This window comes from Acinetobacter sp. Colony158 (assembly GCF_019264745.1).
GTDB classification, from domain to species: domain Bacteria; phylum Pseudomonadota; class Gammaproteobacteria; order Pseudomonadales; family Moraxellaceae; genus Acinetobacter; species Acinetobacter ursingii.
This window is the reverse complement of sequence record NZ_CP078523.1, coordinates 1,268,427-1,294,835: the sequence shown is the minus strand read 5'-3', so window position 1 is coordinate 1,294,835 and position 26,409 is coordinate 1,268,427. Positions and strand designations below refer to the sequence as shown.

The window sequence follows — 26,409 nt, the reverse complement described above, 5'->3', positions numbered from 1 at the left end:
CCTGCTCGCTGATTTAAAGAACGATGAAAAAAATCATGACTTTAGTATAACGTGAAATCTGCCAGACCGCGCAGGACTTGATAGGATTTGCACAAACTGGCCGTTTCACTTTGACAATTTTTTATCACAAACTTGGTCTATAAGACATGCTTGATTTGTGATTTTATTGAAGAATAAATGAAAAGAGTGAAAATAAATGAATCCACAAGATGTCCTGAATTTTTGGTTTGCTCCCGAACAAGAACCTTTATGGTTTAAAAAAAGTGATGATTTTGACGCCAAAATTCATCGCCAATTTGCCGAAGTTCACCATCAAGCCACACAGGCAGAGCTATGGTCATGGCGTCAGGATGCCAAAGGCCGTCTTGCGGAAATTATTGTATTGGATCAATTTTCCAGAAATCTATATCGGGATCAAGCACAGGCTTTTGCCCATGACGCAATGGCGTTGGCACTGGCGCAGGAAGCCATTAGTCTGCAAATGGATGCAGAACTGAGCCCACCACAGCGCTCTTTTCTCTACATGCCGTTTATGCATAGCGAATCCAAACTGATTCATGAGTTTGCGCTTAAACTCTTCCAACGCTTAGGCAATCCAGTCAATCTGGATTTTGAGAAAAAACATAAAGCGATTATTGATCGTTTTGGACGCTATCCACATCGTAATGACGTGCTAGGTCGTGAATCCACAGCTGAAGAACGTGAATTTTTAACTCAACCCAACAGCAGTTTTTAAGTAATCTTTGTTTTACTCCGTGTATGTCTGATAAAAGGAGTTCACGATGAAATATCTCTCACTCGGTGCCGCGCTTGCAAGTGTCTTGATCCTTGCGGGATGTGCCACAACACCACAAAAGCCCAGAACCTTTGATCAATTAGGGCAATTTGCCACTTATCCGTTAAATAATCAGATTTACCGCATCAGCTTTAAAGCTGATCCCAATATGAGTTATGGTACGGCTGAAGAAATCACGCTGGTTAAAGCCGCACAGACCACGATTCAGAACGGCTTTCGCTATTTTAAAGTGATGGATGATCCCAGTAATCAAACCCAAAAGCCACCTCGTCAAGCGGTGGTGTATTCATCACCGAATTATTATCCGTATGGTTATTATCGACGTTATCCTGGTTTTTGGCCGGATCCCTTCTATGATTCACCACGTGTGGTCAATATCGATCCTGTCGAAGTATCGTATAGTATAGAATGTTATAAAGATCAAAAAACTGCATCCAAAGATGCCTTTGATGCAAGCTTGATCTTACAGTCATTAGGGAAAAAATATGGCTTAAGTCCGTCTGGTGCAGTGTTATTGCCTCAACCAGTCAACGCTCAACCCGCGGGCAGCGGCAACAACAAAAATTAAGACAGGATGCTTGCATGCAGGTTGAAGACACATCTCATTCTCCAAGTTTAAGTCGCAGTAAACGCTATGCCACGATTGCGCTACTCAGCGCAGTGGTGGCATGGATTATCCTCATGGTTCTGGCAAAATTCTGGCCTGAATATGCATGGATCATTCACATTTTGATGCTTTCTGCCGAAGCTGGCGTGGTGGGGGGACTGGCCGATTGGTACGCCATTACCGTGTTATTTCGTAATCCTTTTGGCAAGATCCCCATTCCCAAATTTTTACTGGATCACACTGAAATTATTCCGCGTAATAAGACCCGCATTGCCGAATCCATGGGGCGTTTTGTACAGGAAAATTTCCTGTCACCACAGGTGGTCGAGCGCAGTTTAAACAATACTGATCTCAGTCTGGCGATTGGACAATGGCTGGCCAATCCTAAAAATAGCAATCAGATTGTACAATTAATTCAGCAAACCGTTCCCAAACTGTTTGAGTTTGTCAGTCAGGAACAGATTGCACGTTTTATACAGACCAACAGTGTGCAATGGGTCAAAAACACCCAAATCAATTCTCTTGCCAGTGAAATGTTACGCGCTGTACTGGAAAATGATTTTCATCAGGATGTATTACAACGTGGACTGGATCTGGCGCATGAATGGATTGTGACCCATCCTGATCAAGCACGAGAATTAACCCGTACCTTGTTTAAAGAACTTGGTGTGTGGAAACTGGCCAAAGGTGCAAGCTGGATCGGGATTGATGTGCAACAACGCACTATTGATTCACTGATTGAGAAAGTCGAGTCGATGCTCGCCGACCCAGAACATCCGTGGAGACAAGGCATCGAGCAAGGTGCACAAAACATGATGTTACAACTGGCAGATTCAAACAGTGAAGCCAGTCGTCGTTTAAATGAAGGTAAAAATGCCCTACTCGATAGCCCGCAAGTGCTGAACTTTATCAGTGGTGCAGTGGTGATCTTTTGTAATGCGATTAAACAGGATTTACTTAAAGAAGATTCAGGCATTGCCCAAAATTTACGTATTGCGATTGAACAAATCGGCCAGAGTCTGATACAAAATCGTGCAGTGCGTGAAGTGCTCAACGAAAAAATGACGGGACTCGCGATTAGCTTTAGCGATCAGTATAGCGACAAAATTATTCGCTATATCAGTGAACGGATTCATGAATGGGATTCACGTGAAATGATTGCCAAAATCGAAAATGAAGTTGGCGGCGACTTGCACATGATCCGCGTCAATGGCGTGGTGGTGGGTGCTTTTATTGGTCTGGTATTAGGCATCATCCGCTCATTGGTCGATTATATGCTATAAGATTATTTTTCCAGATGAGAACCGATTGAGCCATGCAACTGTTATCCAAATTGCCTGATCAGGGCGTGACTATTTTCAGTACCATGTCTGCGTTGGCTCAACGTCTCAATGCGCTCAATCTCTCACAGGGTTTTCCAGATTTTGCGGCACCGCCAGATTTGATTGAAGCGTTATGTGAAGCCACTCGAAATGGGCATAACCAATATGCCGCAGGCGATGGCTATTTACCGTTACGCCAACAAGTCGCGCTACAATTTCAACAACGTGATCAGATTACACTTGATCCATTTACTGAGATCACCATTACCCCTGGTGCGACTATTGGCTTATTTACCGCGATTCAAGCCACCATTCATCCGAGCGATGAAGTCATTATTTTTGACCCAAGTTACGACAGTTATGATCCTGCGGTACGGGTTGCAGGCGGTGTGCCTATACATATTGCACTAGATGCGCCTGAGTTTAAGGTCGATTGGGACAAGGTTGCAGCGCATATTAGCTCACGTACCCGTATGATTATCGTCAATACCCCACATAATCCAACAGGGACGATCTGGTCATATCAGGACTGGCAACAGTTAATTGCGCTGGTGGAAAAACATGATTTGCTGGTTTTGTCAGATGAGGTCTATGAACACCTGATTTTTGATGGTGCTCGACATTGGAGTGCATTACATTTTCTTGAATTACGTGAACGTAGTTTTGTGGTGGGTTCTTTTGGTAAGACCTTTCATGTGACAGGCTGGAAAACAGGCTATTGTGCTGCCAGTCCCACACTGATGCAGTTATTTCGGCAGATTTATCAATATGCCAACTTTTGTGGCAATACCCCTGCACAAATCGCATTAACCCAATACATGCAGCAGCATCCCGAACACATTGCTGGACTGGCCGATTTTTATCAACATAAACGAGATGCGTTTAATCTGGGTCTACAACAATCACGGTTTGGCTTTACTCCTTGTCAGGGAACCTATTTCCAGACCGTCGACTACACTGAGATTCGCCCTGACCTGAATGATGTCGAGATGTGTTACTTTTTAGCCGAGGAAAAAGGGATTGTGGCCATTCCACTGTCTGTGTTTTATCAACATCCGCCTAAGAATTTGCGCTTAATCCGCTTCTGTTTTGCCAAAACAGAACAAACCCTACAACGTGCCGTGCAGTTACTGAATGCTTGTTAACTCAGGTCAAGTCTTCGCGTAAAATAACAATCTTTTTTAAAGCAGCATGTTATTTTGTTAGTCAAGGATATCCATCACAATAACACTGACAAATTCATGGAGAATGAATGCCCCCTCACCGCCCACTGATTCAGCAACAAAAGCTCTGGAAGACCTTTCTGGTGTTTTTACTGCCGTTGATTGCCACCAATATCCTGCAAAATCTTTCAGGTACGATTAATACCGTTTTTGTCGGACAAATGATGGGGGTCAATGCGATTGCTGCGGTTGCTGTATTTTTTCCCATTCTATTTTGTTTGATGGCATTTGTGATTGGATTATCGGCAGGTTCTACCGTTTTGGTTGGACAGGCATGGGGCGCGCAAAATTTTGAAAAAGTGCGCAGTGTAGTCGGTTCAACCCTATTTATGACCCTGATTGGCGGTAGTATTATCGCCGCCTTGGGCGTATTTTTTGCGCCTCATATTTTATTGGCTTTAGGTACAGATCCAAGTGTTTTACACCTTTCTTTGCCCTATGCCCGCTGCATGCTCGCAGGTAGCCCTTTATTATTTGTGTATATTATTTACACCTCTATTTTACGTGGTGTCGGCGATAGTATTACACCGTTGGTGGCATTGTCTTTAACCAGTTTGATTGGTTTGGTGATTACGCCTGTGCTGATTGCAGGCTATTTTGGTTTTCCCAAACTCGGCATTATTGCCCCTGCCATTGCGACCATTACAGGTAACGCCTTGGTTATTTTGTTTTTAATCATTTATTTAAATAAAAAAAATCACCCGCTCAAACCCGACTTGGCTTTGCTCAAACATATCCGTTATGACACGGAACTCACTCGACTCATTTTACGTTTGGGGATTCCAACAGGTATTCAAATGGTCACCACCTCTGTAGCTGGACTGGTCGTGGTGGGACTAGTCAATCGTTTCGGCGCACATGCAACGGCGGCCTATGGTGCAGTTAATCAGGTCTTGAACTATATTCAATTTCCCGCTTTATCGATTGCGATTGCGGCATCAATTTTTGGTGCACAAGCAATCGGAATGGGGAAATCAGATCTACTGGCGCGTGTCACTCGTACAGCTTTGTGGATGAATATCATCATTACTGGAACCTTGGTGATATTGGCGTATTTATTTTCAAAATATTTGATGGCGTTATTTATTACCGATGACAGTGTGGTTCAACTGGGACAACAGCTCTTATTTATTGTGTTATGGTCCATTTTATTTTTTGGCGCCAGTGCTATTTTCGCCTCGATTATGCGCTCAAGCGGTACCGTGACCATGCCTATGCTGATTAATATTGCCGCAATTTTATGTATTGAAGTGCCTTGCGCCTATTGGTTCAGTAGTCTCTGGGGATTAAAAGGCATCTGGTATGCTTATGCTCTGGCTTTTGTCAGTCTGTGCATTTTACAAGCTGGCTATTATCAATTTTTCTGGAAGAAAAAAGCCATTAAAGCGCTCATTTAGTGGCATAAAAAAAGCCCACTTTTTTTGATGGGCTTTTGAACATTTTTGTATTACATTTTATTGGTCAATTTGGTACCAAATTCGCTTACACGTTGATATCCTGTCGGTAGGAAACGCTGCATCAGATCCAGTACTTTTGCATCATTACCAATTAATAAACGGCGTTTATCTTTACGCACTGCCGCTAAAATTTGACGTGCCGCTTCTTCTGGCGGACAACGCAATAATTTATTAAACGCCTTAATTGATTTTTCAGGATGCATACCCAGCGTTTTTAGGCTTTCATTCATTTTTGCTGAATTGGCAATGTTGGTACGAATACCGCCTGGGTGTACACAAAGTGCGCTCACCCCACAGTTTTGCATATCCAGTTCTTGACGCAAAGATTCAGTAAAACCGCGTACCGCAAATTTGGTGGCGTTGTATGCCGACTGAGTAGGCTGCGCAATCAGACCAAACAGACTGGAAATATTCACAATATGTCCATCTTTGCTTTGTTTGATAAAAGGTAAAAATTCTTTGGTGCCATACACCACACCCCAGAAATTAATATTCACAATCCATTCCAGTTCTTCATAGCTCGCACCCTCTACAGTCGAGCCCAATGCCACACCAGCATTATTAAAAATCATATTGACTGAACCATGATTTTGAACGGTTTGTTCAGCCCATGCTTTTACAGCATGACGATCCGATACATCCAGTTTTTGTGTAGTGACACGAATATTATAAGGTTTAAGCAGTTCTACTGTAGCTGCAAGTCCTTGTTCATTGATATCACTCAGTGACAAATGGCAACCTTCTTTTGCCAATAAAACAGCAAGTTGCTGGCCTATACCTGAACCTGCTCCCGTAACCGCAGCGACTTTATTTTTAAAATTTTTCATTGCCTGACCTTTTCCCTTAAATAGGTGTACACAGACCCATGCTGATGTACCTGATTCAATCACTATATTTTTGACAATACGTATTGTCAATACAATCTATCCGATCTAGAGTAAATACTCAAACAAATGACTGACGCGGTTATTTTGTTTAAAACTTGCTAAACTCTGCATAACCAACGAGGATGCCTGTGATCAATGACCACCCCCGAAACTGATTCAAATACGAGACCAAAGCCGACAAAGGTCAATAAAGAACGTCAATTTAAAGGACTGTCTTTAACCGAACGTAAGCATGCGCGTCGTGAAAAACTCATTGAAGCAGGCATTGAAACTTATGGCATACAGGGTTTTTTTTCGGTCACAGTCAAAGACGTCTGTAATGAAGCCAAGCTGACCGAACGTTATTTTTATGAATCCTTCAAAAAAAGTGAGGATTTATTTCAAACTATTTTCTTAAAACTGATTGAAACCTTACAACAGAATGTCATGCAAAGTGTCATGCAAGCGGCTCCCGATCCAGCCAAAATGATCGATGCAGGTCTGGGCGCATTGTTACGTACCTTGAAAGATGATCCTCGTTTGGCCCGCATTATTTATATTGATGCCATGCTGGTACAAGAGCTGCATAATCAGGCCACGATTCAGGAAACCATGCTGCGTTTTGACCGTATGATTCAAGCTTTTGTCATGCTGATGATGCCGAATTTACAACGTTCAGAACAGGAAGTTTCGTTAATTGCAACGGGATTAAACGGTTATGTTACCCAGATTGCAATTCGCTGGGTGATGGGTGGTTTTAAACAGTCTCAGGAAGATGTTCTATTTGCTTGCCGCACAGTATTTTTATCCCTTGTACAAACATTTTCCCAGAAACAAAAATAAATTTACTGTTCATTAAAGCCATTAAAAATTGAGTCTTTGTCATGAATTGGTCATCAGCCACGCAATTTTTTGTCACAATTCATGTTAAAAAAACCCGTTCTGATGAATTTTGCAATGATACTGTCATAATTAATCTTTGTAATAAGCCTGTCATAAATAAAACGGTCCGCCGTTCAATAAACTAAATAGGGTAATTGCGTTGTGAAAGATGACTATATTTTAATCGTCGATGACGAACTTCCCATCCGTGAAATGATTCATACTTCACTGGATATGGCGGGCTTTCAATGTTTACAGGCTGAAGATGCCAAACAAGCACACCAAATGATTGTTGATCAGCGCCCTGCCCTGATTTTACTGGACTGGATGTTACCGGGTGGCGTAAGTGGTGTTGATTTGTGCCGCCGTTTAAAACGCGATGAAACCTTGTCTGAAATTCCTGTGATTATGCTCACTGCACGCGGTGAAGAAGACCATAAAGTACAAGGTCTGGATGCCGGCGCAGATGACTATATGACCAAACCTTTTTCGACACGTGAATTGGTCTCCCGAATCAAAGCTGTATTACGCCGTGCCAATGCATTAAATGGTGAAAAAGCTATTGACGCCAATGGATTGATTTTAGATCCTGTCAGCCAGCGTGTCAGTTTCGGAACTCATATTTTAGAGATGGGGCCAACCGAATACCGCTTACTGGCTTTCTTCATGACCCATCCTGAACGTGCCTATACTCGTGCGCAATTGCTGGATCAGGTCTGGGGCGGCAATGTTTATATTGAAGATCGTACCATTGATGTGCATATTCGTCGTTTACGTAAAGTCTTAGAACCTTTTGGTGCAGATCGATTTGTACAAACCGTGCGTGGTACAGGTTATCGTTTTTCAACACGTGCAGATTTAGCACTAGGTTAAAATATCCTTTATGTACGAACCCTATCCCGTCCCCGATCTTGCCCGTGAACATAAACGTTTTCGCTACAGTAGTTTATGGACATTTGCTAAACAGGATTTAAGACTGCTGGCTTTTTTGCTGATCATTGCAGCGTTTGTGGGATTTGGTCTCGACCTTTTAGGTATTTGTATTCTGATCGCCTTTTTGATCTTTTTTGTGCTGCAACTACGTTCACTGTACATCGTCAACGAATGGATTTCCAATCGTCCTTACGACACGCCACCTAACCTCAATGGGATTTGGGGCGCCTTATTATTTAACGTATATCGTGCCCAACGGCAGGAACGCGTAGTTCAGGCAGAAATGGTGGGACTCATCGATCGCGCTCAGTCTTCATTGGTTGCTTTAAATGAAGCTGTGGTTTTGATTGATGATTTACAACAAATCGAATGGTGTAACCCTGCGGCGCAGCATTTACTGGGCATCAGTCTGTTGGATCGCGGCACCAATGTGTTAGGGATTTTAAGACAGCCCAGTTTCATTGAATACTTTAATCATATTGATCAGGCACCTGATGGTATCAAGCTCAAATCCTCGATACTGGACGATCATTATGTACAAATTAAATTGACGCCTTTTGGTGGCGATAGTGTATTACTGGTCGCTTACGATATTACGCGTATGCATAATCTGGAGCAAATGCGTAAGGACTTTGTCGATAATATTTCACATGAGCTACGCACGCCATTGACGGTCTTGAGTGGCTATATTGAAACTTTTACCGATCAGGAAGATTTGAATCCGCGCTGGAAACGCGCCTTTGATCAGATGCAATCCCAGACCAAACGGATGAATGCCTTGGTCAATGATTTGCTTTTGCTTTCAAATCTGGAAAATAACAAAAAAATTGCCAAAAACCAGATTATTGAGATGCCAAGTCTGATGAATCAACTGTTTGATGATGCACAGGCGTATAATGCCGATTATGGACATACGCTCAATCTGGATATCGATAGTCACTGTGATTTGATTGGTTCAGATATGGAAATTGCCAGTGCCTTTAGTAATCTGATTACCAATGCGATTAAATATACCCCCAAAGGCGGCATCATTACCATTGGTTGGCATGATGATGGTGAACATGGTTATTTTACCGTTCAGGACAATGGTATCGGTATCGATCCCAAACATTTACCACGTTTAACCGAACGGTTTTATCGGGTGGATAGTGCACGAAGCCGTGCCACAGGCGGAACGGGACTCGGACTTGCGATTGTTAAACATGTCTTGATGCAACATGGTGCTTATCTGGATGTAGTATCCAAAGAAAATAATGGTTCTTTATTTAAAGCTGTTTTCCCTAAAGAACGCTTGTATCAAATGGTTTAAATTTGACCCAAAAACAAGATTACAATGAACTTAACGCATCGACACCAAAGGCATTCAAACAAATAAGAATGTACCTGAAAACGACTACATAATAACTGCCCATTGTTTTTTATATTAAAACTCCAATCTAATAAAACGAATCGTAAAGTCCATATGAATACGATTAAAACGGTGAATCTGGATATTGCACAGCAATTACTGGATATCGGCATATCTAAAGCAAAAGAGCTTCAATCTCCATCTAATATCGCAATTGCGGATGCTTATGGCTATCTTCTCGCACATGTCCGTATGGATCAGGCTCAACTCCCGAGCATCGAGCATAGTATTAATAAAGCTTATACCAGTGCTTTATTTCAAAAGCCAACCCAAGAATTAAAAGAACCGAGTGAACCCAAAGGTGAACTTTATGGCTTAAACCAAACTTTGAATCAAAGAGTGATTGTTTTTGCAGGGGGTGTTCCACTCTTTTTGGATGAACACGTAGTGGGTGCTGTCGGTGTCAGTGGCGGTACAGCCGAGCAAGATCAAAGCATTGCTCAGGCGATTGCAGATCATTTTAACCAAACCCAAGAAAAATCCATTTAAAGGCGATAAACACATGAGTAAAAAGATATTAATCACAGGCGCAGGTTCAGGTTTTGGCAAATCAGTTGCTTTTAAATTAGCAAAACTTGGTTATAAGGTGATCGCAACAGTTGAAGCCGTTGCACAGATTCAGACCTTAAAAGACGAAGCTCATCAACAAGGGTTAAATATCCAGTTTGAAAAACTGGATATCACCAATGATATTGATCGTGAGTTTATTTCTAATTTTGAAATTGACATTTTACTCAATAATGCAGGAATTTCAGAAGGTGGTGCTGTGGTTGATATTCCTGAATACCGATTGCGTGAGCAGTTCGAGGTGAATGTATTTGGGACAATTTTACTGACCCAAAAATTTGCCAAACAATTTGTTGAACGTAAATCAGGAAAAATTATTTTTATTTCCTCAGTCGCTGGCTTGACCACTGATCCATTTACAGGTGCATATTCTGCGTCTAAACATGCCATTGAGGCTTTTGCAGAAGCGCTAAATAAAGAATTGCATGAATACAATGTCAAAATTGCCACAGTAAATCCTGGCCCTATCTTAACTGGATTCAATGACCGTATGTTCGAGACATGGAAGCATTGGTACCCAGAAGATCAAGCCAATACTGTATTTGACTATAGCCAACTTGCCTTTCCGCATAAACAATACGATCCAGAGCAAGTCTCTGACATTATTGTCAGGGTAGTAACAGAAGAGCAAAAAAACTATCGTAATTTGGCACCCAAAGAGATTGAAGCAGATGCAAAAAAACAAATGGCTGAAAAATGGGATCGACTCATCCACACAGATGCAAAACGTGATCCTTTGGTTGAAGACGCCTATACGCTAGAGCCAGAAACACCCAATGGAAAGTAGTCTGATCTGAGAGATCATCATCAAAAAGCCGATGAAAGTATCATCGGCTTTTGAGCTAAAACAACCATGCTATTATTGAGTTTTATGATGAAGTTGCATTAAATGCCTCGTGATAACTCACTGTTCCTTTTGGAATAGTATTCACAAAACTGATCGCTTGAAAATACTTCGGGGGCACATCTGGTAAAACAAGCTCAGGATACGCTTTAAAGCCAAAACGGTAATAATACTCAGGATCACCTAACAACACACATCCTTTGGCACCCAATTGTTTGAGTTGTTCAAGCACAGCACCCATTAGTTGTGAACCAATACCTTGTCCTTGCTGTTCAGGCCAGACCGAGATCGGACCTAAACCATACCAATCGGTTTCACCCGATGAAATACGCACAGGTGAAACCGCAACATGACCAACAATCGTTCCATACTCAAGAGCGACCAAAGAAACGGTGAGTTGACCATCTTTACGTAACTGATTCACAATAAATTGTTCAGTATGGCTCGAATGTTGTTCATTTAAAAACGCAGCCTCAGTTAACGCTTCAATCGTCTGGATGTCTTGCTGTTGTTCATGTCGAATTTCAATACTCATTCAAACTTTCCTGATTTTATTGCTCTGCTGCAAATGCCAGTAAATTCTTTTAATTTAATTTTTGCAGCCTCATTTAGTTGATAGTCGTGATTTATAAAAATATAACAATTCCAATCATTAAAAAATGAACCTCTCAATGCATTAAAAGCTCTAAATCTAGAGCTTTTAATGTTCATTCTAACTTAGAGCGAATGTCCCAGTTTTTCACCCATCACCACGACGGAATTGGCTTTAAACTGCTTTTCCCATACCATTTTATCTTTTTCAAATAATACAACAGCAGTTGAACCTAAATAAAAACGTCCCAGTTCAGCGCCTTTTTCAAGTTTCAGTTGATGTTGTTGCAATTCTAAACGCCCAGTTGGTTTGACTTTACCCGTTGCCACTGTTTCAATTCCCGCCACAATCATGGCACCGACTAAAACCACGGCCATACGCCCCAGTTCAGTATCAAATAAACACACCATGCGTTCATTACGGGCAAATAAACCTGGAATATTTTCAGCCGTGACTTGATTGACAGAAAATAATTCACCTGGCACATACAATGTTTCGGTTAATGTCCCCGAAAATGGCATATGCACACGATGGTAATCTCGTGGCGATAAATAGACCGTGGCAAATTGACCATTTTTAAATGGCTCTGCCAATTGCGGATCACCAATTAATTTTTCGACAGAGAAACTTTGACCTTTGGCTTGAAAAATATCGCCATCATTAATTGTTCCAAGCTGAGAAATTGCTCCATCTGCTGGTGATACGATACTCGTCGCGGAATCATCAACCACACGTACTCCATCTTTTAAGGCACGCGTAAAAAATTCATTAAAGGATTTGTATTTTAAGGCATCGCCCTGCTGAGCAATCGAAAGATCAATGCCATATTTCGCTTTAAAGGCCTGAATTACTGCGGTTCTAATGACCACATTTTCACTAGCGGCCACTTTACCCACTACTCGGCTGAGCTGATGCTGAGGAACAAGCGATTGAGCTTTAATAAATAAGTCTTTTTTTAATCGTGATGTAAAACTCAAAGCGGATTCTCTCCAGTAATAATTGGACTATCGAGGCGATTGCCCCATTCACTCCACGCCCCATCATAAGCACGAATTGGCCACTGCAGTAAACGACCAATAATATAAGCCAGACCCGAACGATGATGCGATTGACAATACACCACCACAGGTTGATCAAACTGAAAACCAAGTTGTTGCAATCGGGCTTGGGTACGTTCAAGCGGGTGCAATTTTAGATGATTTTGCCGATCAAGGGCAGTGCTCCATTCAAAATGAAGTGCGGCAGGAATGTGACCACCTCGACGTGCGGCTAGACGTAAGCCCGTGTATTCATCTGTGGTTCGACAGTCCCATAATTGGATATTATTGGAATCCACCTGCTGTTTTAATTCATTATATTCAATTTTATATTGAGTCACTTTGGACAAATCAACCTGCACCAGATTTTCAACAGGCGCTATCGGTTCGATCTCTGAAGTGGTTGGAAACCCAGCACCCAACCATGCATGAATCCCGCCGTTTAATAAACTGGTTCGTGTGAAACCGAGACAATGTAAATTCCAGATCAGACGTCCTGCCCATGCCCCCCCTTCATCGTCATAGACCACGACATGGTGGTCAGGCGAGAGATTAAGATACTCGACCAATTGCTGAAGCTGCTCGATCGATGGCAAAACACCTGTGGCTTCTTCATGCTGTGCCACCAATTGCTTAGGCTTCAGTTGAATCGCGTGGGGAATATGCAATTGTTCATAGACTGAGCTACGACTCAAATCTACAATGCGTAGATGTTCATTTCCCAGATAAGGAACTAAATCTTCCGCCTCAATCAATAGGCCAAAGTTAAATTCAGGTGCCGTCATTGCAAATCATCGCGTTGCATTAATAGGTAGCTCGATCTTAACATAAGCATTTTCACGGTTTTGCTGATTTTTTACCAATGTTTAGCAGAAAATCAGCTAAATAAAATCATTCAACTTCTTCAGGAATTTCAAAAACCTGACGTAAATAAGCCAAAAATGTATCATTATCAGTCATGGTTTTACCTGGGCTATCTGAGATTTTGGCCACAGATTGACCATTACATTCGACCAATTTCAGCACAATATTCAGTGGTGTTTGTCCCATATCATTGGTGAGATTAGTACCGATCCCGAAACTGACTTTAAAACGATCCTTAAAATATTGATGCAATTGCCATGCCTTTTCCAGATTCAATCCATCACTAAAAGTTAGCATTTTGGTCTGGGTGTCAATTTTGAGATGACGATAATGCGCATAGGCTTTATCGCCCCATTCATAAGGATCACCACTATCATGACGTAAGCCATCAAACAGCTTGGCAAAATACAAATCGAAATCACGCAGGAACGCATCCATTCCAACCACATCCGTGAGTGCAATCCCCAAATCGCCACGATATTCCTGTACCCACATTTCCAGTGCTGCTTTTTGAAAATCACGCAACCGCACATCTAAAGCCTGAAAAGCCTGTAAGAACTCATGTGCCATGGTCCCAATTGGGGTAATTCCCAACTCTTTGGCGAGCAAAACATTACTGGTTCCACGGAAAATATCAGGTGTGGCTTGATGAAACTCTTCAACCACATGTTTTTGCCATTCAAAGCTATAACGGCGACGAGTACCAAAGTCTGAGACCAGAAATGGTGGATCATTTGGATGTTGCTGCGACGAATATTGTTTTAAAAGCGCAAGTTTGGCTTGTAAACGGCGCTCACCCTCAGCCAAAACGGCATCACTACGGATACGGCGAAAATACAATTCGTTGACGATTGCCAAGACAAAAATTTCAAACATCATCGCTTGAACCATCGGACCTTCGACCCAAATGTCCAGACGACCTTCTTCGTCGATGCCTGTTTTGATAAAGCGGCGTTTTAACTGAAACAGTTCCAGATAGTCCACAAAGTCACTTTTGATGAAACGAAAACTGCGCAAATATTGCAGTTCATCGTCCTTAAATTTCAAAGTGCATAAATGGTCTAATTGTTCGTCCAGTTCAGGCAAAATATCCGTTAATGGATACACCGTATCTTCTAAATTTCGACAGCGAAAATGATAAACACTATGGGTTTGCGGAAACTTATGTAATACCACCTGTAACATGGTGAATTTATATAAATCTGTATCTAGTAATGAGTGAATAATTGGTGACATAAAGGTGTCAGTAATTTGGATAAACTTATTGCATTAAAGCATATTTTGGTCGTTAAAATCGCAAGGATTTGTATAAAGCATTGCCACTTTGGTGGAACATGAATTTTATTAAGCAAAAATTATTTCTGTTAAAATCATCACGGTTTAAATCAATGATGATGTTTATGCGTGCATTAATACAACGAGTTTTACAGGCTAAGGTGGTCGTCGATGGGCAAACCACGGGTGAAATTCAACAAGGTCTATTGGTTTTTTTAGGGCTAGGCCGCGAAGATACTTTGCAAAAGGGCCAAAAACTGATTGATAAAATTTTAAAATATCGGATTTTTGATGATGAAAATGGCAAGATGGGCTGGAATTTATCTCAAGCTCAAGGGGGACTGTTGCTGGTTTCCCAGTTTACCCTGATGGCGCAAACCCAAAAAGGCTTACGACCCGATTTTGGTCCTGCCATGCCGCCGAGCGAAGCAAAAGAGCTGTATGAGCAACTCGTTATCTACGCGCAAAGTCAGTTTGCAAATGTGCAAACAGGTATTTTTGCCGCAGATATGAAAGTGCATTTAGTTAATGATGGACCCGTGACCTTTCAGTTGGAAGTCGAATAAAAAAAAACCTCGCCCTAAGGGATGAGGTTTTTCTGCAAGCGCGATTTACTTGCCTGTTTTTTGCTTAATAAACAAACGCGCTTGCTTTAACTTTTCTTTAACTGGTTTTGGAAGCTTGGGTGGAATCAGTTTTGCTGCCTGATTAAACCAAACCAATAGACCAAAATCACCTTCCATTTTGATACTACCGTTTTGCATACCAGTCATAAATGCCGTCGGATCGCCTTTCATCAAGGTTTTTACTGCTTGTTCGCTATCTGCAAATTGCAAAATAAAATCGGCCTGCTCTGGGTGACCTGCCACTGTTTCAATTTGACCCTGATTGACAATAATCTGACGCGCAAAGCCTAAATCCGTTCCAATCTGGATCCGAAATGCACGATCATGTGTCATTTCAATAAACTTGGGACTAGTACGTGCCAATTGCTTCATCCGCAAAGCCAAACCTACAACCAGCAAATCCAATGGATCTGTGCTGACATCAACCAATGGTAACTTTACAACAGGTAGAGCAGAAAGTTTCATGACAATTCAAGCCTATTCGTATTCTTATGGAACTAAACGCGATCATCCTAGCATAAATGTAAGCCCTAAAATAAAAGCTTTGTATTACAAAACATAATAAAACGTAAAAAGCGCAGGTTAACCCACGCTTCTTCATTTCACCTATCAGCCGATGTTAGCGACTAGAGCATTGTTGCTGATCATCCTCATACACTGGTGTATGTTCAATATACTGACGATTTGCCAATGCTTTTTGCGCCAAACGGTCTTCTCTTAACAACACCAAGGTAACAGCAACCATCGCTAGACTTAAGGCGGTTAAATAACTATAGGTGACAGGCATCTCAAAAAGTGTTTGTACGCCATAACGGACGACTTCCAAAAGTCCCCAAAAAAACATGCCTGCCAACATAAAACCAAGCCAGCGACGGTAAGGTGAGAAGAAAACAACAGCTAGTGCAAGTGCAATCAAACCAAACCCTGACAGTGTGGCGAAATTCGCTGTTACCATACTAAACCTCCGTCTAAGATCATTCTCTGGGTCATAGGACCTTGAGTTCATCCCCGAAACCGTAATCAAATCAACACAGATCTGTGTTGACGAAAATATCTGTTTAATCGTGTTAGATGCATTATGAAGAGTTTTTACAAGAAAAAAAGTCCTGATTTTTTCTTATACGACACATATTGTCGCAACATTATTTTGTCATTACATTCTGCATGTTTCAAAAACCTGCGAAGTGCCTGATCCTCTCACCGCTCGCGTGTCATTACAAAAAACTATCGCTAAAATTTGATGCTTTTTAAAAATTTTTATACAGAGTTATTTCAAAATTTAACAGCCGACAAACGGTGCAAAAGCACTTGATTCCAGTTAATTTATTGATTAAAAACCGCGGCATTTAAATGCCGCGGTTTTTTTGAACATCTAAGCAGATTAAGCACGATTTAAATCTTTATCATGCATACCAAGCAAATACAGTACGCCATCCAAACCTACACTGGAAATGGCTTGATTAGCATTTTGACGCACCAACGGTTTAGCACGGAAAGCCACACCTAATCCCGCAATCGACAGCATGGGTAAATCATTGGCGCCATCGCCCACAGCCATGGCTTGTTCGAGTGAAATGCCCATTTTATCCGCCAGTTGGGTCAACAATTCTGCTTTACGTGCTCCATCGACGATCGCGCCTTTGACTTCACCAGTTACAAAGCCATCTTGTACGTCCAGAATATTGGCATGTACTTCATCAATACCCAGTTTTTGCTGTAAATATTCAGCAAAATATTGAAAGCCACCCGATAAAATCGCGGTTTTATAGCCAAGTGCTTTGAGCGTTGAAATCAAACGTTCTGCACCTTCGGTAATGGTCAGCCGTTCCGCAATTTTTGGTAAAACCGAGGCATCCAGACCTTTCAGCAAAGCCACACGCGCACGAAAACTTTGTTGGAAATCAAGTTCCCCTTGCATGGCACGTTCGGTAATCTCAGCGACTTGCTCACCTACACCTGCCTCAAGTGCCAATTCATCAATGACTTCTTGTTCAATCAGGGTCGAGTCCATATCAAAACAAACCAGACGGCGATTACGACGATAGGCATTGTCTTCTTGAACTGCAACATCGATATTGAGTTCACCTGATAAGCTTAAACAGGCGGCGCGCATCGCTTGCGCATCCAGCATTTGTCCGCTTAAACCAAACTGCACACAGGCTCGGCGTGGCGCATTATCTTCCAAATCTCGCGCTAAACGCCCTGACAGGCGCGTCACGGTTTCAATATTAAAACCTTGATTAGAGACAATTTTGGTAACCGCCTGTAGATGTGAAGCGGTTAATTCTGGTGCCAGCGCTGTCACGATGTAACGGGTTCGTCCACCTTCACTCACCCATTGATCGTATTCTGCACTTGAAATCGGTTTAAAGCGCACAGTCAAACCAATATCATGTGCTAAAATCAGGATTTCCTTCATGGCAAGTGCGGTTGCGGTTTCATCATCCGATGCCACCACGATGCCGAGGGTCAATTGGTTATGAATCACCGCTTGCCCTACATCCAGTATTTGCAATGAATGTACAGATAAAACCTGCATTAATCGGGTAAACTGATTCGGTTGATCAGGTCCTAAAAAAGAGATAAGAATGATTTCTCGCATGAATTGACTCGGGTCTGAGCTGCAACTATTGTTAGAATGATAATCGAATTTGAATCTATTTGCCTTGGAAGTTTACGTTGAACGCACCTAGACAGGGGCTATTTGCTAGCCTATTAATCGTAAGTTTTGCTTTGCATACCTTTTTACTGGTGATTGCAACGACGCATCAGCTCAATGAAAACCGTGCCAGTCAGGGTCAACTCATGACCAGTCAACTGGTGACGGACAGTTTGACCGAACTGGAACCAGCCAACACGGTTTCTCTGGCACTTCTGGCAAATCGCTATGCAACCAATCCAAGTGTTGCTTCGATTCGAATTTTAGATGCAAACAAACAGGTATTGGCCACGAGCGGGATGTCACAAACCCGTCAAGGTGAAGTGTTTGTGCGTGATGCGCTACAAAATGAAAAGAAAGTCGGAAGTATTGAAATCACCCTGATTCAACCGAGTATTGGTGAAATTCTAAGAACCCAATGGCTAGCAATCTTGGTGTCATTTCTGATTCATGGCTTATTGTGGCTGGCTTACCGTGCCATTGCCCGTCCAAGCCGGAGTGAATATCTGGCACGTATCAATAACGAATCACGCCTGAAACATGAGATTCAACAACTCACCCAAGCCCTTGAGCTTGAAAAACAAAATACCGTGACCTTGGTTGCACAAGCTAAACAGCAAGTTAAACCAAAAGTCACTGCTGTAAGCGAAACATTGGAGCAAGATGCTCAAGTCGATCATACACTCGCGCTGAATATTCAGTTTTATGACCCTAAACAATTATTGAACAGTGTCAACCAATCGGTTTCTGTGCCTTATTTTAAACTGTGCCAGATTTTCCTGAATAAAAGCATTGAACTGTGCGCTAAACATTATCAACTCAGTCCATCGAGTATCAATGTCATCCATGAGTTTAATGCCAATGGTGCAGATTTAAGTATTTCAGATCAGGACGCACATGCGGTTGAATGTTTACTGATGATTGGCTCAGTGTTCCAGCTATTGTCAGATGTTCTATATAAGCGTTATCGTGAAGACAAACGTTTTGCCTTGCAAACACGTTCCGCGACCTCAACCGCAGTAACTGCGATGCAACTCGATGCTGTACAGGCAGCGCAACGTCTCACCAGCCATTTACATGCTAAAGAGTCAGCTTTACATTTAAATAATGAACAGCTTAAGGCGATTAGTGAATGCTATCAGTTAGTCGCAATGCCAAATCCATCCAGTGTTTTGACCCGTCACGCCTTCATGCAAAATGGCATGAATACCGAATGCGCGGAAGTTGCCCAACAGATTCGTACAGAAATTTTGATGGGTAAAAAAGCCAAAGCATCGATTGAAAATCAGACAGATCCACAATCGGAAGCCTAAAGACAATTTTTTTACAAGACTCCCCAATTTGGGGAGTTTTTTATTTTTAAACGCTAAGTCTTTGAAATTATATTTTTATCTGAATATCTGAAAAGTCTTTGATTAAACAATCAGCAAAACCAGCCTATTTCATAATTAGAATACTTTTCAAATGAATTCACTTATGTGTATAAAGAGAACCCTAGAACTAAATGATAGAAGCATAGGCAATTCTGACCAAAACACGGTAGACTATGCAACACATTGTGAACGTAACTGTCTTTTGGACAGCATCAAAAGGTGAAGGCTCATGCCGTTGAGTAATGTTGAGGAACTGGTCGCGGATATCCGTGCGGGTAAAATGGTCATCTTGATGGATGATGAAGATCGCGAGAATGAAGGTGATTTGGTCATTGCCGCGACCCACGTGCGCCCAGAAGATATCAACTTTATGATTACCCATGCGCGCGGTCTGGTGTGTTTAACTTTGAGTCGTGAGCGTTGCCAACAACTGAATTTACCACTGATGGTCGATCATAACGGTGCACAACACGCAACCAATTTTACCTTGTCAATTGAAGCCGCTGAAGGCATTACCACGGGGATTTCTGCGGCTGAACGTGCGCATACCATTCATGCCGCAGTTGCTGCGCATGCCAAACCTGCTGATATTGTTCAACCCGGTCATATTTTTCCGCTCATGGCACAACCTGGTGGAGTTCTTCACCGCGCAGGTCATACGGAAGCAGGCTGCGACTTGACTCGCCTTGCGGGGTTGGAACCTGCGTCTGTGATTTGTGAAATTATAAATGAAGATGGCACGATGGCACGTCGTCCAGATTTAGAGGTGTTTGCTGAAAAACATGGTTTAAAGATTGGAACCATTGCTGACCTCATTCACTACCGCATGACCAATGAACAAACGGTTGAACGTTTGGGTCAACAAACCATTGAAACCGAATATGGTTCATTTGAACTGTATCGTTACCGTGAAATTGGCAATCCCGATATTCATTTGGCCTTAGTCAAAGGTGAACCTAAAGAAGGTGTGACCACGGTTCGTGTCCATGGTTTTAATCCCGTCCGTGATTTACTTAAATTGAATAAGCAAGATGGCGAACCTGCATGGAATCTGGATCGTGCGCTCAGCACCATCGCTGCGGCTGAACGTGGAGTTTTGGTCTGGATTGGACAGGATCATTTACAGGATTTAGGCCCAGCGCTTGAGAGCATGAATAAGCCAAAACCCGTAAAATCCAATGCTGCTCTATCCCACCAATATCAAACCATTGGGGTGGGCGCACAGATTTTACGTGATTTGGGGGTAGAGAAAATGAAACTCCTCAGCTCACCTTTACGCTTTAATGCACTGTCAGGCTTTAATTTAGAAGTGGTAGAATATATTTCTGCTGATCAAACGATAGAAAATTAATCGAGGTTATTATGGCAATTCGCCGAATTGAAGGTTTATTACATCTCGCGAGCGAAGGCCGTTACGCGATTTTAGTGGGTCGTTTTAACAGCTTTGTGGTTGAGCATTTGCTTGAAGGTGCAATTGACACCTTAAAACGTCATGGCGTGAGTGAAGACAATATCACTGTGGCTTATGCACCGGGTGCATGGGAACTCCCAATTGTTGCGAAAAAACTGGCCGCATCTGACAAATTTGATGCCATCATTGCACTAGGCGCAGTGATTCGTGGCAGCACACCACATTTTGACTTTGTCGCTGGTGAATGTGCTAAAGGCTTGGGCGTGGTTGCACTTGAAAGCACACTTCCTGTCATCAATGGCGTACTGACCACAGATAGCATTGAACAGGCGATTGAACGCTCTGGTACAAAAGCAGGAAATAAAGGTTCAGAAGCAGCATTGACTGCAATTGAAATGGTTAATTTGTTAAAGGCAATCTAAGGCATGTCTCAAACACTTCAAGCCGTATATGCGGCAAAACGTAAAGCACGTCGTTTTGCGGTACAAGGTATTTATGAATGGCAAATGAGCCACAATCCTGTACATGAAATTGAAGCGCGTACTCGTGCCGAAAATGCCATGCATAAGGTTGATCTTGGTTATTACCATGAGCTGTTGACTCAAGTCATTGCAGATCGTGACAATCTGGATACCTTGCTAATTCCTGTACTGGATCGCGAGCTTAAAGCACTGGATGGTGTCGAGTTGGCAACTTTGCGTTTAGGTGCCTATGAACTGCGCGATCATCTGGAAATTCCTTACCGCGTGGTGTTGGATGAAGCCATCGAACTTGCCAAACACTTTGGTGGTGCAGACAGCCATAAGTACATCAATGGTGTATTGGATCGTTTAGCTTCTACATTGCGTGAAGCTGAAAAACAGCAAGCTCAATAAGCTACTATTAAGTCATGGCTGAGTTTTCGATTATCGAGCAATACTTTACTCGTCCCTTTACACAACAGGACGATATTGGCATCGGTGATGACTCAGCTATTTTGACCCCTCCTACCAATCAACAATTGGTGATTTGTACCGACACACTGGTTGCAGGTCGACATTTTCCACTTGAAACCTCTGCCCATGCCGTTGGCTGGAAAAGTGTGGCGGTGAATTTGTCTGACATAGCGGCTATGGGTGCAAAACCTCATAGTATTCTATTAGCATTGAGTCTACCCAACATCGACCATGACTGGCTACAAGGCTTTAGTCAGGGACTTTTCGATTGTTGCGATCGATTTGATGTCGCACTGATTGGTGGTGATACCACGCAAAGTCCACACCTCACCATTACCGTCACAGCACTCGGTTATATTGAATCAGGTCAGGCGATTTGTCGCTCAGGTGCTCAGGCAGGCGATTATATTGTGGTCAGTGGGCAGGTGGGCGATGCTGCCTACGGTTTGCAACATTTAGGTGAAGCCTTACAATCCAGATTAGATTATCCAACCCCACGCTGTGAACTCGGTCAAACCCTTAAGGGATTAGCCTCTAGCATGATCGATGTTTCAGATGGCTTGGCACAGGATTTAGGTCACATTCTCAAAGCGTCCAATGTCGGCGCTAAAATCTTTCTCGATCAACTGCCTCTTGACCCTGCACTGCAAATACTGCCAGATCAGCAAAAATGGCAATATGCGTTGGCGGGTGGCGATGACTATGAACTTTGTTTTACAATAAGTCCGCAAAACTACGAAAAACTTTTGCAACAACAATTAAATGTCAACATTACAATGATTGGCCTGATTACACAGGCCACAGACTTAATATTTGAACACGATGGTCAAAATCATCCTGTTCAGTTTCATGGATATCAACACTTTGCCTAAACCCTCCATTCCTTTTCAAAGTATGCGCTGGTCAGATCGACTGATTACCTTTTGTGGTGTTGGCTTTGGTTCAGGGCTTCTGCCTAAAGCGCCAGGAACCTTTGGTTCTGCGTTTGCTTTGTTATTTATTCCGATTTGGATATGGCTCGGTTTTTATCCGTCTGTTTTTGTGATCATTCTCATGAGTCTGGTTGGGATTTATATTTGTGGAAAAACCGCAGATTTGATGGGGGTACATGATGATGGGCGCATCGTTTGGGACGAATTTGCAGGTCAATCGATTACTGTTCTGCCTTTAATCTTTTTTAATCTAATGAATATACAATGGGCACTCATCAGCTTCTTGTTGTTTCGCCTGTTTGATGTCTGGAAACCGTGGCCGATTCGCGTGATTGATCGACGTGTAGAGGGTGGTTTTGGTATCATGTTGGACGATATTATCGCAGGGCTTTGGGCTGCGCTCTGTATCATCATTTATTTATTGTTTGGTCTAAGCCGTTAAGTAGGTTATTCATGTCAACGACCGTTATTATTCTTGCAGCAGGTAAAGGAACGCGGATGCGCTCCCAACTTCCAAAAGTATTACAACCCCTTGCTGGACAACCTTTATTAGGTCATGTCATTAATACTGCAAAAAAACTCAATGCCAGTAATATTATTACGATTTATGGTCACGGCGGTGATCGAGTACAACAACAATTTGCCCAAGAACAGATTCAATGGGTGGAACAAGCCGAACAATTGGGTACAGGTCATGCCGTACAAATGACCTTATCTGTTTTGCCAAAAGACGGTATATCCCTGATTCTATATGGTGATGTGCCTTTAGTCCGTGAGCAAACATTGCAACAATTGCTTGAAGTATCTATACCTTCTGGCATTGGCATGATCACTTTAAATGTTGATAATCCAACAGGTTATGGCCGTATTGTACGCCAAAACAATCTGATTCAGGCGATTGTAGAACATAAAGATGCCAGCGAAGAACAGCGCCAGATTCAGGAAATTAACACCGGGATTTACTGTGTCAGCAATCAAAAACTGCATGAATGGTTACCAAAGCTATCCAATCAGAATGCGCAAGGCGAATATTACCTGACTGATATTGTGGCAATGGCGGTGGCAGATGGTCTTGAAATTGCATCCATTCAACCCCAACTTGCCTATGAAGTTGAGGGCGTAAACGATCGCCTGCAACTCGCGGCACTGGAACGTGAGTTTCAACAGCAACAAGCGACTGAGCTGATGCAACAGGGCGTCACTTTTGCTGACCCTGCACGCTTTGATTTACGTGGCTCAGTCAAAGTCGGTCAAGATGTTCGTATTGATATCAATGTGATCATTGAAGGTCAATGTGAACTCGGTGATGGTGTTGAAATTGGTGCAGGATGTATTCTCAAAAACACCACAATCGCCGCAGGCACCAAAGTTCAGCCGTATAGTGTCTTTGAAAATGCGATTGTGGGTGAAAATACCCAAATTGGTCCTTTCGCACGTTTACGTCCGGGTGCAGTGTTGGCCAACGAAGTTCATATTGGTAACTTCGTAGAAGTCAAAAATACCCGTATTGGGCTAGGTTCCAAAGCCAATCACTTTACTTATCTGGGTGATGCCGAAGTTGGTGAAGGTTCCAATATTGGTGCAGGCACTATTACCTGTAATTATGATGGCGTGTATAAACATAAAACCGTGATCGGTGATGCTGCCTTTATTGGCTCAAATAGCTCACTGGTCGCGCCTGTGAAAATTGGCAACGGTGCCACGATTGGTGCAGGTTCTGTGATTACCCGTAATGTCGCAGACAATACGCTGGCTTTTGAACGTGCCGAACAAATTGAAAAATCAAACTATCAACGTCCCCAAAAGTTGAAGAAATAAGAGGATTAACCTATGTGTGGTATTGTCGGCGGCGTTGCTGAACGTAGTATTACCGATATTTTAATTGAAGGTCTAAAACGCCTTGAATACCGTGGTTATGACTCTGCGGGCGTTGCCTTGGTGAATAACCAGCAGATTTTACGCGAGCGTCGAGTGGGTAAAGTTGCCAATCTCGCTGAAGCGGTGAGTGAACATCATTTGACCGGTTCTCTGGGGATTGCCCATACCCGTTGGGCCACACATGGCAAACCGACTGAAAATAATGCGCATCCCCATGTGTCTGGGAATGTGGCTGTAGTTCATAATGGCATTATTGAAAATTATCAGGAATTGAAAGATCAGCTTCAGGCAGAAGGCTATATCTTTAGTTCACAAACTGATACTGAAGTGGTTGCTCATCTGGTCAATGATGCGCTAAAACATACTGACAGCCTGCTCGATGCAGTACGTCAAGTGGTGCCAAAACTTAAAGGCGCCTATGCGCTTGGAATTGTACATACCCAACACCCAGATGAATTAATCACAGTACGTGAAGGTTCACCACTGGTGATCGGTGTCGGGATTGGTGAAAATTTTATCAGCTCAGACCAATTGGCACTTTTGCCAGTCACCAACCGTTTTGTCTATCTGGAAGAAGGTGATATTGCTCGTCTGACCCGTGACAGCATTGATATTTATGCACAGGGTGAACGTATTGAGCGTCCGATTAAAGAATTGGATGCCGCGGTGAGTAATGCGTCTAAAGGTGAATATAAACACTATATGCTCAAAGAAATCTATGAGCAGCCAGATGCGATTCAGCAAACTATTTCTCAAGCATTAAATAGCAATGCACTGCGTGAAGACTTCCTGAAAAATGCAGAACTGGATTTTTCTAAAATCCAAAGCGTGCAGATTATTGCCTGTGGAACCAGTTATCACTCAGGCATGATTGCAAAATACTGGTTTGAACAGTTGATTGGCGTTCCTTGTCAAATCGAGATTGCCAGTGAATTCCGTTATCGCTCGCCTGTGATTGTCGCCAATACTTTATATGTATGTATTTCTCAGTCAGGAGAAACCGCGGATACTTTGGCAGCCCTGCGTGAAACCCAGAAACGCGCCAAAGCCAATGCCTTAGATATTGTGACTTTAAGCATTTGTAATGTTGCAACATCTTCAATGGTACGTGAAACAGATCATCACTTATTGACATTGGCTGGCCCTGAAATTGGTGTGGCTTCAACCAAAGCATTTACCACCCAACTTGCCGCTTTAATGCTCTTGATCTTAAAAGTAGGTCAAGTCAAACAACAGATTTCTAGTGAACAGATTGCTGAAATTGCTGCTCAACTTTGGCATTGTCCAAAAGTCATGTTGAATACCTTGCAACAAGATGCTCAGATTTTACGTCTTTCAGAACTTTTTGTTGAAAAACAGCATTGTTTGTTCTTGGGCCGCGGGACACATTATCCGATTGCACTGGAAGGGGCACTAAAGCTCAAGGAAATTTCTTATATCCATGCTGAAGGTTATGCTGCGGGTGAACTGAAACACGGTCCGTTGGCTTTGGTCGATAATGAAATGCCTGTGGTAATTTTAGCGCCAAACGATGACATGCTGGATAAACTCAAATCCAACATGGAAGAAGTTCAGGCTCGTGGTGGTGAACTGTTTGTCTTCGCGGATGAAAACAGTGGCATTGTGGAAAAAGATCGTCAGCACGTGGTCTATGTTCCAAAGGTAAATGCTTGGCTCGCCCCGATCATTTACAGTATTCCGGTGCAGTTGCTTTCTTATCATGTCGCAGTTCTAAGGGGTACGGATGTAGATCAACCCCGAAATTTAGCAAAATCAGTCACAGTTGAATAATATTCATAAAAATCAAATACTTATATTTATTGGAATATTTTATAAGTATTGAGTAATAAAGTGTAATACTGCATTGCTCAAAAAATCCACACCAACTATGCTTTAAGGAGCATGAGGTGTGGATTTTTTTA

27 protein-coding genes are annotated in these 26,409 nt (G+C 42.5%); 19 read left to right on the top strand and 8 right to left on the bottom strand.

Translation table 11 applies throughout. From position 1 onward, the window contains the following. The first annotated feature begins 196 nt into the window (after positions 1-196). The 5 genes from JR005_RS05160 (at position 197) to JR005_RS05140 (ending at position 5,345) form a co-directional block, all read left to right on the top strand. Positions 197-736, top strand: a complete 540-nt coding sequence (locus JR005_RS05160) for a DUF924 family protein (RefSeq protein ID WP_218665672.1) — start codon at positions 197-199, stop codon at positions 734-736. 46 nt (positions 737-782) lie between these two features. Then, the gene (locus JR005_RS05155; protein ID WP_119686372.1) at positions 783-1,364 is read left to right on the top strand and encodes a CC0125/CC1285 family lipoprotein; all 582 of its coding nucleotides are present in this window, start codon (positions 783-785) and stop codon (positions 1,362-1,364) included. Between the two features lie 14 nt (positions 1,365-1,378). Next, positions 1,379-2,686 (top strand): DUF445 domain-containing protein, encoded by a 1,308-nt coding sequence (locus JR005_RS05150; RefSeq protein ID WP_218665671.1) that lies wholly within the window; start codon positions 1,379-1,381, stop codon positions 2,684-2,686. A 32-nt stretch (positions 2,687-2,718) separates the two neighbouring features. Continuing rightward, a complete protein-coding gene (locus tag JR005_RS05145) occupies positions 2,719-3,870 on the top strand; it encodes a methionine aminotransferase (RefSeq protein ID WP_218665670.1) in 1,152 nt (383 codons plus the stop codon). Between the two features lie 107 nt (positions 3,871-3,977). Then, positions 3,978-5,345, top strand: a complete 1,368-nt coding sequence (locus JR005_RS05140) for an MATE family efflux transporter (protein ID WP_218665669.1) — start codon at positions 3,978-3,980, stop codon at positions 5,343-5,345. A 50-nt stretch (positions 5,346-5,395) separates the two neighbouring features. On the opposite strand, the gene JR005_RS05135 is transcribed toward JR005_RS05140, so the two are convergent. After that, on the bottom strand, positions 5,396-6,232 hold the full coding sequence (locus tag JR005_RS05135; protein ID WP_004985978.1) for an SDR family NAD(P)-dependent oxidoreductase: 837 nt from the start codon (positions 6,230-6,232) through the stop codon (positions 5,396-5,398). Positions 6,233-6,427: 195 nt separating this feature from the next. On the opposite strand from JR005_RS05135, the gene JR005_RS05130 reads away from it, so the two are divergent. The 5 genes from JR005_RS05130 (at position 6,428) to JR005_RS05110 (ending at position 10,848) form a co-directional block, all read left to right on the top strand. Beyond that, positions 6,428-7,114 (top strand): TetR/AcrR family transcriptional regulator, encoded by a 687-nt coding sequence (locus JR005_RS05130; RefSeq protein WP_004985980.1) that lies wholly within the window; start codon positions 6,428-6,430, stop codon positions 7,112-7,114. A 201-nt stretch (positions 7,115-7,315) separates the two neighbouring features. Then, positions 7,316-8,026, top strand: coding sequence for a phosphate regulon transcriptional regulator PhoB (gene phoB / locus JR005_RS05125; RefSeq protein WP_004985981.1), 711 nt, complete (start codon positions 7,316-7,318; stop codon positions 8,024-8,026). Between the two features lie 10 nt (positions 8,027-8,036). Beyond that, on the top strand, positions 8,037-9,395 hold the full coding sequence (phoR, locus tag JR005_RS05120; RefSeq protein WP_004985986.1) for a phosphate regulon sensor histidine kinase PhoR: 1,359 nt from the start codon (positions 8,037-8,039) through the stop codon (positions 9,393-9,395). Between the two features lie 153 nt (positions 9,396-9,548). Further along, complete coding sequence (locus JR005_RS05115; protein ID WP_218665668.1) at positions 9,549-9,983, top strand: GlcG/HbpS family heme-binding protein; 435 nt, start codon at positions 9,549-9,551, stop codon at positions 9,981-9,983. Positions 9,984-9,996: 13 nt separating this feature from the next. Next, positions 9,997-10,848: an SDR family oxidoreductase gene (locus JR005_RS05110; RefSeq protein WP_218665667.1), complete on the top strand. Its 852-nt coding sequence runs from the start codon at positions 9,997-9,999 to the stop codon at positions 10,846-10,848. An 82-nt stretch (positions 10,849-10,930) separates the two neighbouring features. Here the strand turns inward: JR005_RS05110 and JR005_RS05105 are convergent, their stop codons facing one another. The 4 genes from JR005_RS05105 to pncB form a co-directional block, all read right to left on the bottom strand. After that, a complete protein-coding gene (locus JR005_RS05105) occupies positions 10,931-11,440 on the bottom strand; it encodes a GNAT family N-acetyltransferase (protein WP_218665666.1) in 510 nt (169 codons plus the stop codon). A 182-nt stretch (positions 11,441-11,622) separates the two neighbouring features. Beyond that, a complete protein-coding gene (gene asd / locus JR005_RS05100) occupies positions 11,623-12,474 on the bottom strand; it encodes an archaetidylserine decarboxylase (RefSeq protein WP_218665665.1) in 852 nt (283 codons plus the stop codon). Continuing rightward, a complete protein-coding gene (locus JR005_RS05095) occupies positions 12,471-13,319 on the bottom strand; it encodes a sulfurtransferase (protein WP_125269481.1) in 849 nt (282 codons plus the stop codon). The genes asd and JR005_RS05095 overlap by 4 nt, the downstream gene beginning before the upstream one ends. Before the next feature lie 106 nt (positions 13,320-13,425). After that, positions 13,426-14,634: a nicotinate phosphoribosyltransferase gene (gene pncB / locus JR005_RS05090; protein WP_004995635.1), complete on the bottom strand. Its 1,209-nt coding sequence runs from the start codon at positions 14,632-14,634 to the stop codon at positions 13,426-13,428. A gap of 164 nt (positions 14,635-14,798) precedes the next feature. On the opposite strand from pncB, the gene dtd reads away from it, so the two are divergent. After that, positions 14,799-15,239: a D-aminoacyl-tRNA deacylase gene (gene dtd, locus JR005_RS05085; protein WP_010588672.1), complete on the top strand. Its 441-nt coding sequence runs from the start codon at positions 14,799-14,801 to the stop codon at positions 15,237-15,239. Between the two features lie 45 nt (positions 15,240-15,284). On the opposite strand, the gene JR005_RS05080 is transcribed toward dtd, so the two are convergent. The 3 genes from JR005_RS05080 to serB all read right to left on the bottom strand — a co-directional run bounded on the left by JR005_RS05080 (position 15,285) and on the right by serB (position 17,901). Continuing rightward, a complete protein-coding gene (locus JR005_RS05080; RefSeq protein WP_218665664.1) occupies positions 15,285-15,764 on the bottom strand; it encodes an SCP-2 sterol transfer family protein in 480 nt (159 codons plus the stop codon). Between the two features lie 154 nt (positions 15,765-15,918). Next, entirely contained in the window at positions 15,919-16,254 is a 336-nt protein-coding gene (aciT, locus tag JR005_RS05075; protein ID WP_004995642.1) for a ciprofloxacin tolerance protein AciT, read from the bottom strand. A gap of 426 nt (positions 16,255-16,680) precedes the next feature. After that, a complete protein-coding gene (serB, locus tag JR005_RS05070; protein WP_119686363.1) occupies positions 16,681-17,901 on the bottom strand; it encodes a phosphoserine phosphatase SerB in 1,221 nt (406 codons plus the stop codon). A 59-nt stretch (positions 17,902-17,960) separates the two neighbouring features. Here serB and JR005_RS05065 point away from each other — a divergent pair, with 59 nt between their 5' ends. From JR005_RS05065 to glmS, 8 genes are all read left to right on the top strand, one after another. Next, positions 17,961-19,271 (top strand): hypothetical protein, encoded by a 1,311-nt coding sequence (locus JR005_RS05065; protein WP_151813656.1) that lies wholly within the window; start codon positions 17,961-17,963, stop codon positions 19,269-19,271. Positions 19,272-19,560: 289 nt separating this feature from the next. After that, positions 19,561-20,682, top strand: a complete 1,122-nt coding sequence (gene ribBA, locus JR005_RS05060; protein ID WP_004995650.1) for a bifunctional 3,4-dihydroxy-2-butanone-4-phosphate synthase/GTP cyclohydrolase II — start codon at positions 19,561-19,563, stop codon at positions 20,680-20,682. Positions 20,683-20,693: 11 nt separating this feature from the next. Beyond that, a complete protein-coding gene (gene ribE / locus JR005_RS05055; RefSeq protein ID WP_004986034.1) occupies positions 20,694-21,164 on the top strand; it encodes a 6,7-dimethyl-8-ribityllumazine synthase in 471 nt (156 codons plus the stop codon). Positions 21,165-21,167: 3 nt separating this feature from the next. Beyond that, the gene (nusB, locus tag JR005_RS05050; RefSeq protein ID WP_004986036.1) at positions 21,168-21,617 is read left to right on the top strand and encodes a transcription antitermination factor NusB; all 450 of its coding nucleotides are present in this window, start codon (positions 21,168-21,170) and stop codon (positions 21,615-21,617) included. A 14-nt stretch (positions 21,618-21,631) separates the two neighbouring features. Then, a complete protein-coding gene (gene thiL, locus JR005_RS05045; protein WP_119686361.1) occupies positions 21,632-22,549 on the top strand; it encodes a thiamine-phosphate kinase in 918 nt (305 codons plus the stop codon). Beyond that, a complete protein-coding gene (locus tag JR005_RS05040; RefSeq protein ID WP_119686360.1) occupies positions 22,527-23,051 on the top strand; it encodes a phosphatidylglycerophosphatase A in 525 nt (174 codons plus the stop codon). Before thiL ends, JR005_RS05040 begins: the two co-directional genes overlap by 23 nt. Positions 23,052-23,062: 11 nt before the next feature. Then, entirely contained in the window at positions 23,063-24,427 is a 1,365-nt protein-coding gene (gene glmU / locus JR005_RS05035) for a bifunctional UDP-N-acetylglucosamine diphosphorylase/glucosamine-1-phosphate N-acetyltransferase GlmU (RefSeq protein WP_005005538.1), read from the top strand. Between the two features lie 12 nt (positions 24,428-24,439). Next, positions 24,440-26,278 (top strand): glutamine--fructose-6-phosphate transaminase (isomerizing), encoded by a 1,839-nt coding sequence (gene glmS, locus JR005_RS05030; protein WP_044435515.1) that lies wholly within the window; start codon positions 24,440-24,442, stop codon positions 26,276-26,278. The last annotated feature ends 131 nt before the right edge of the window (positions 26,279-26,409 follow it).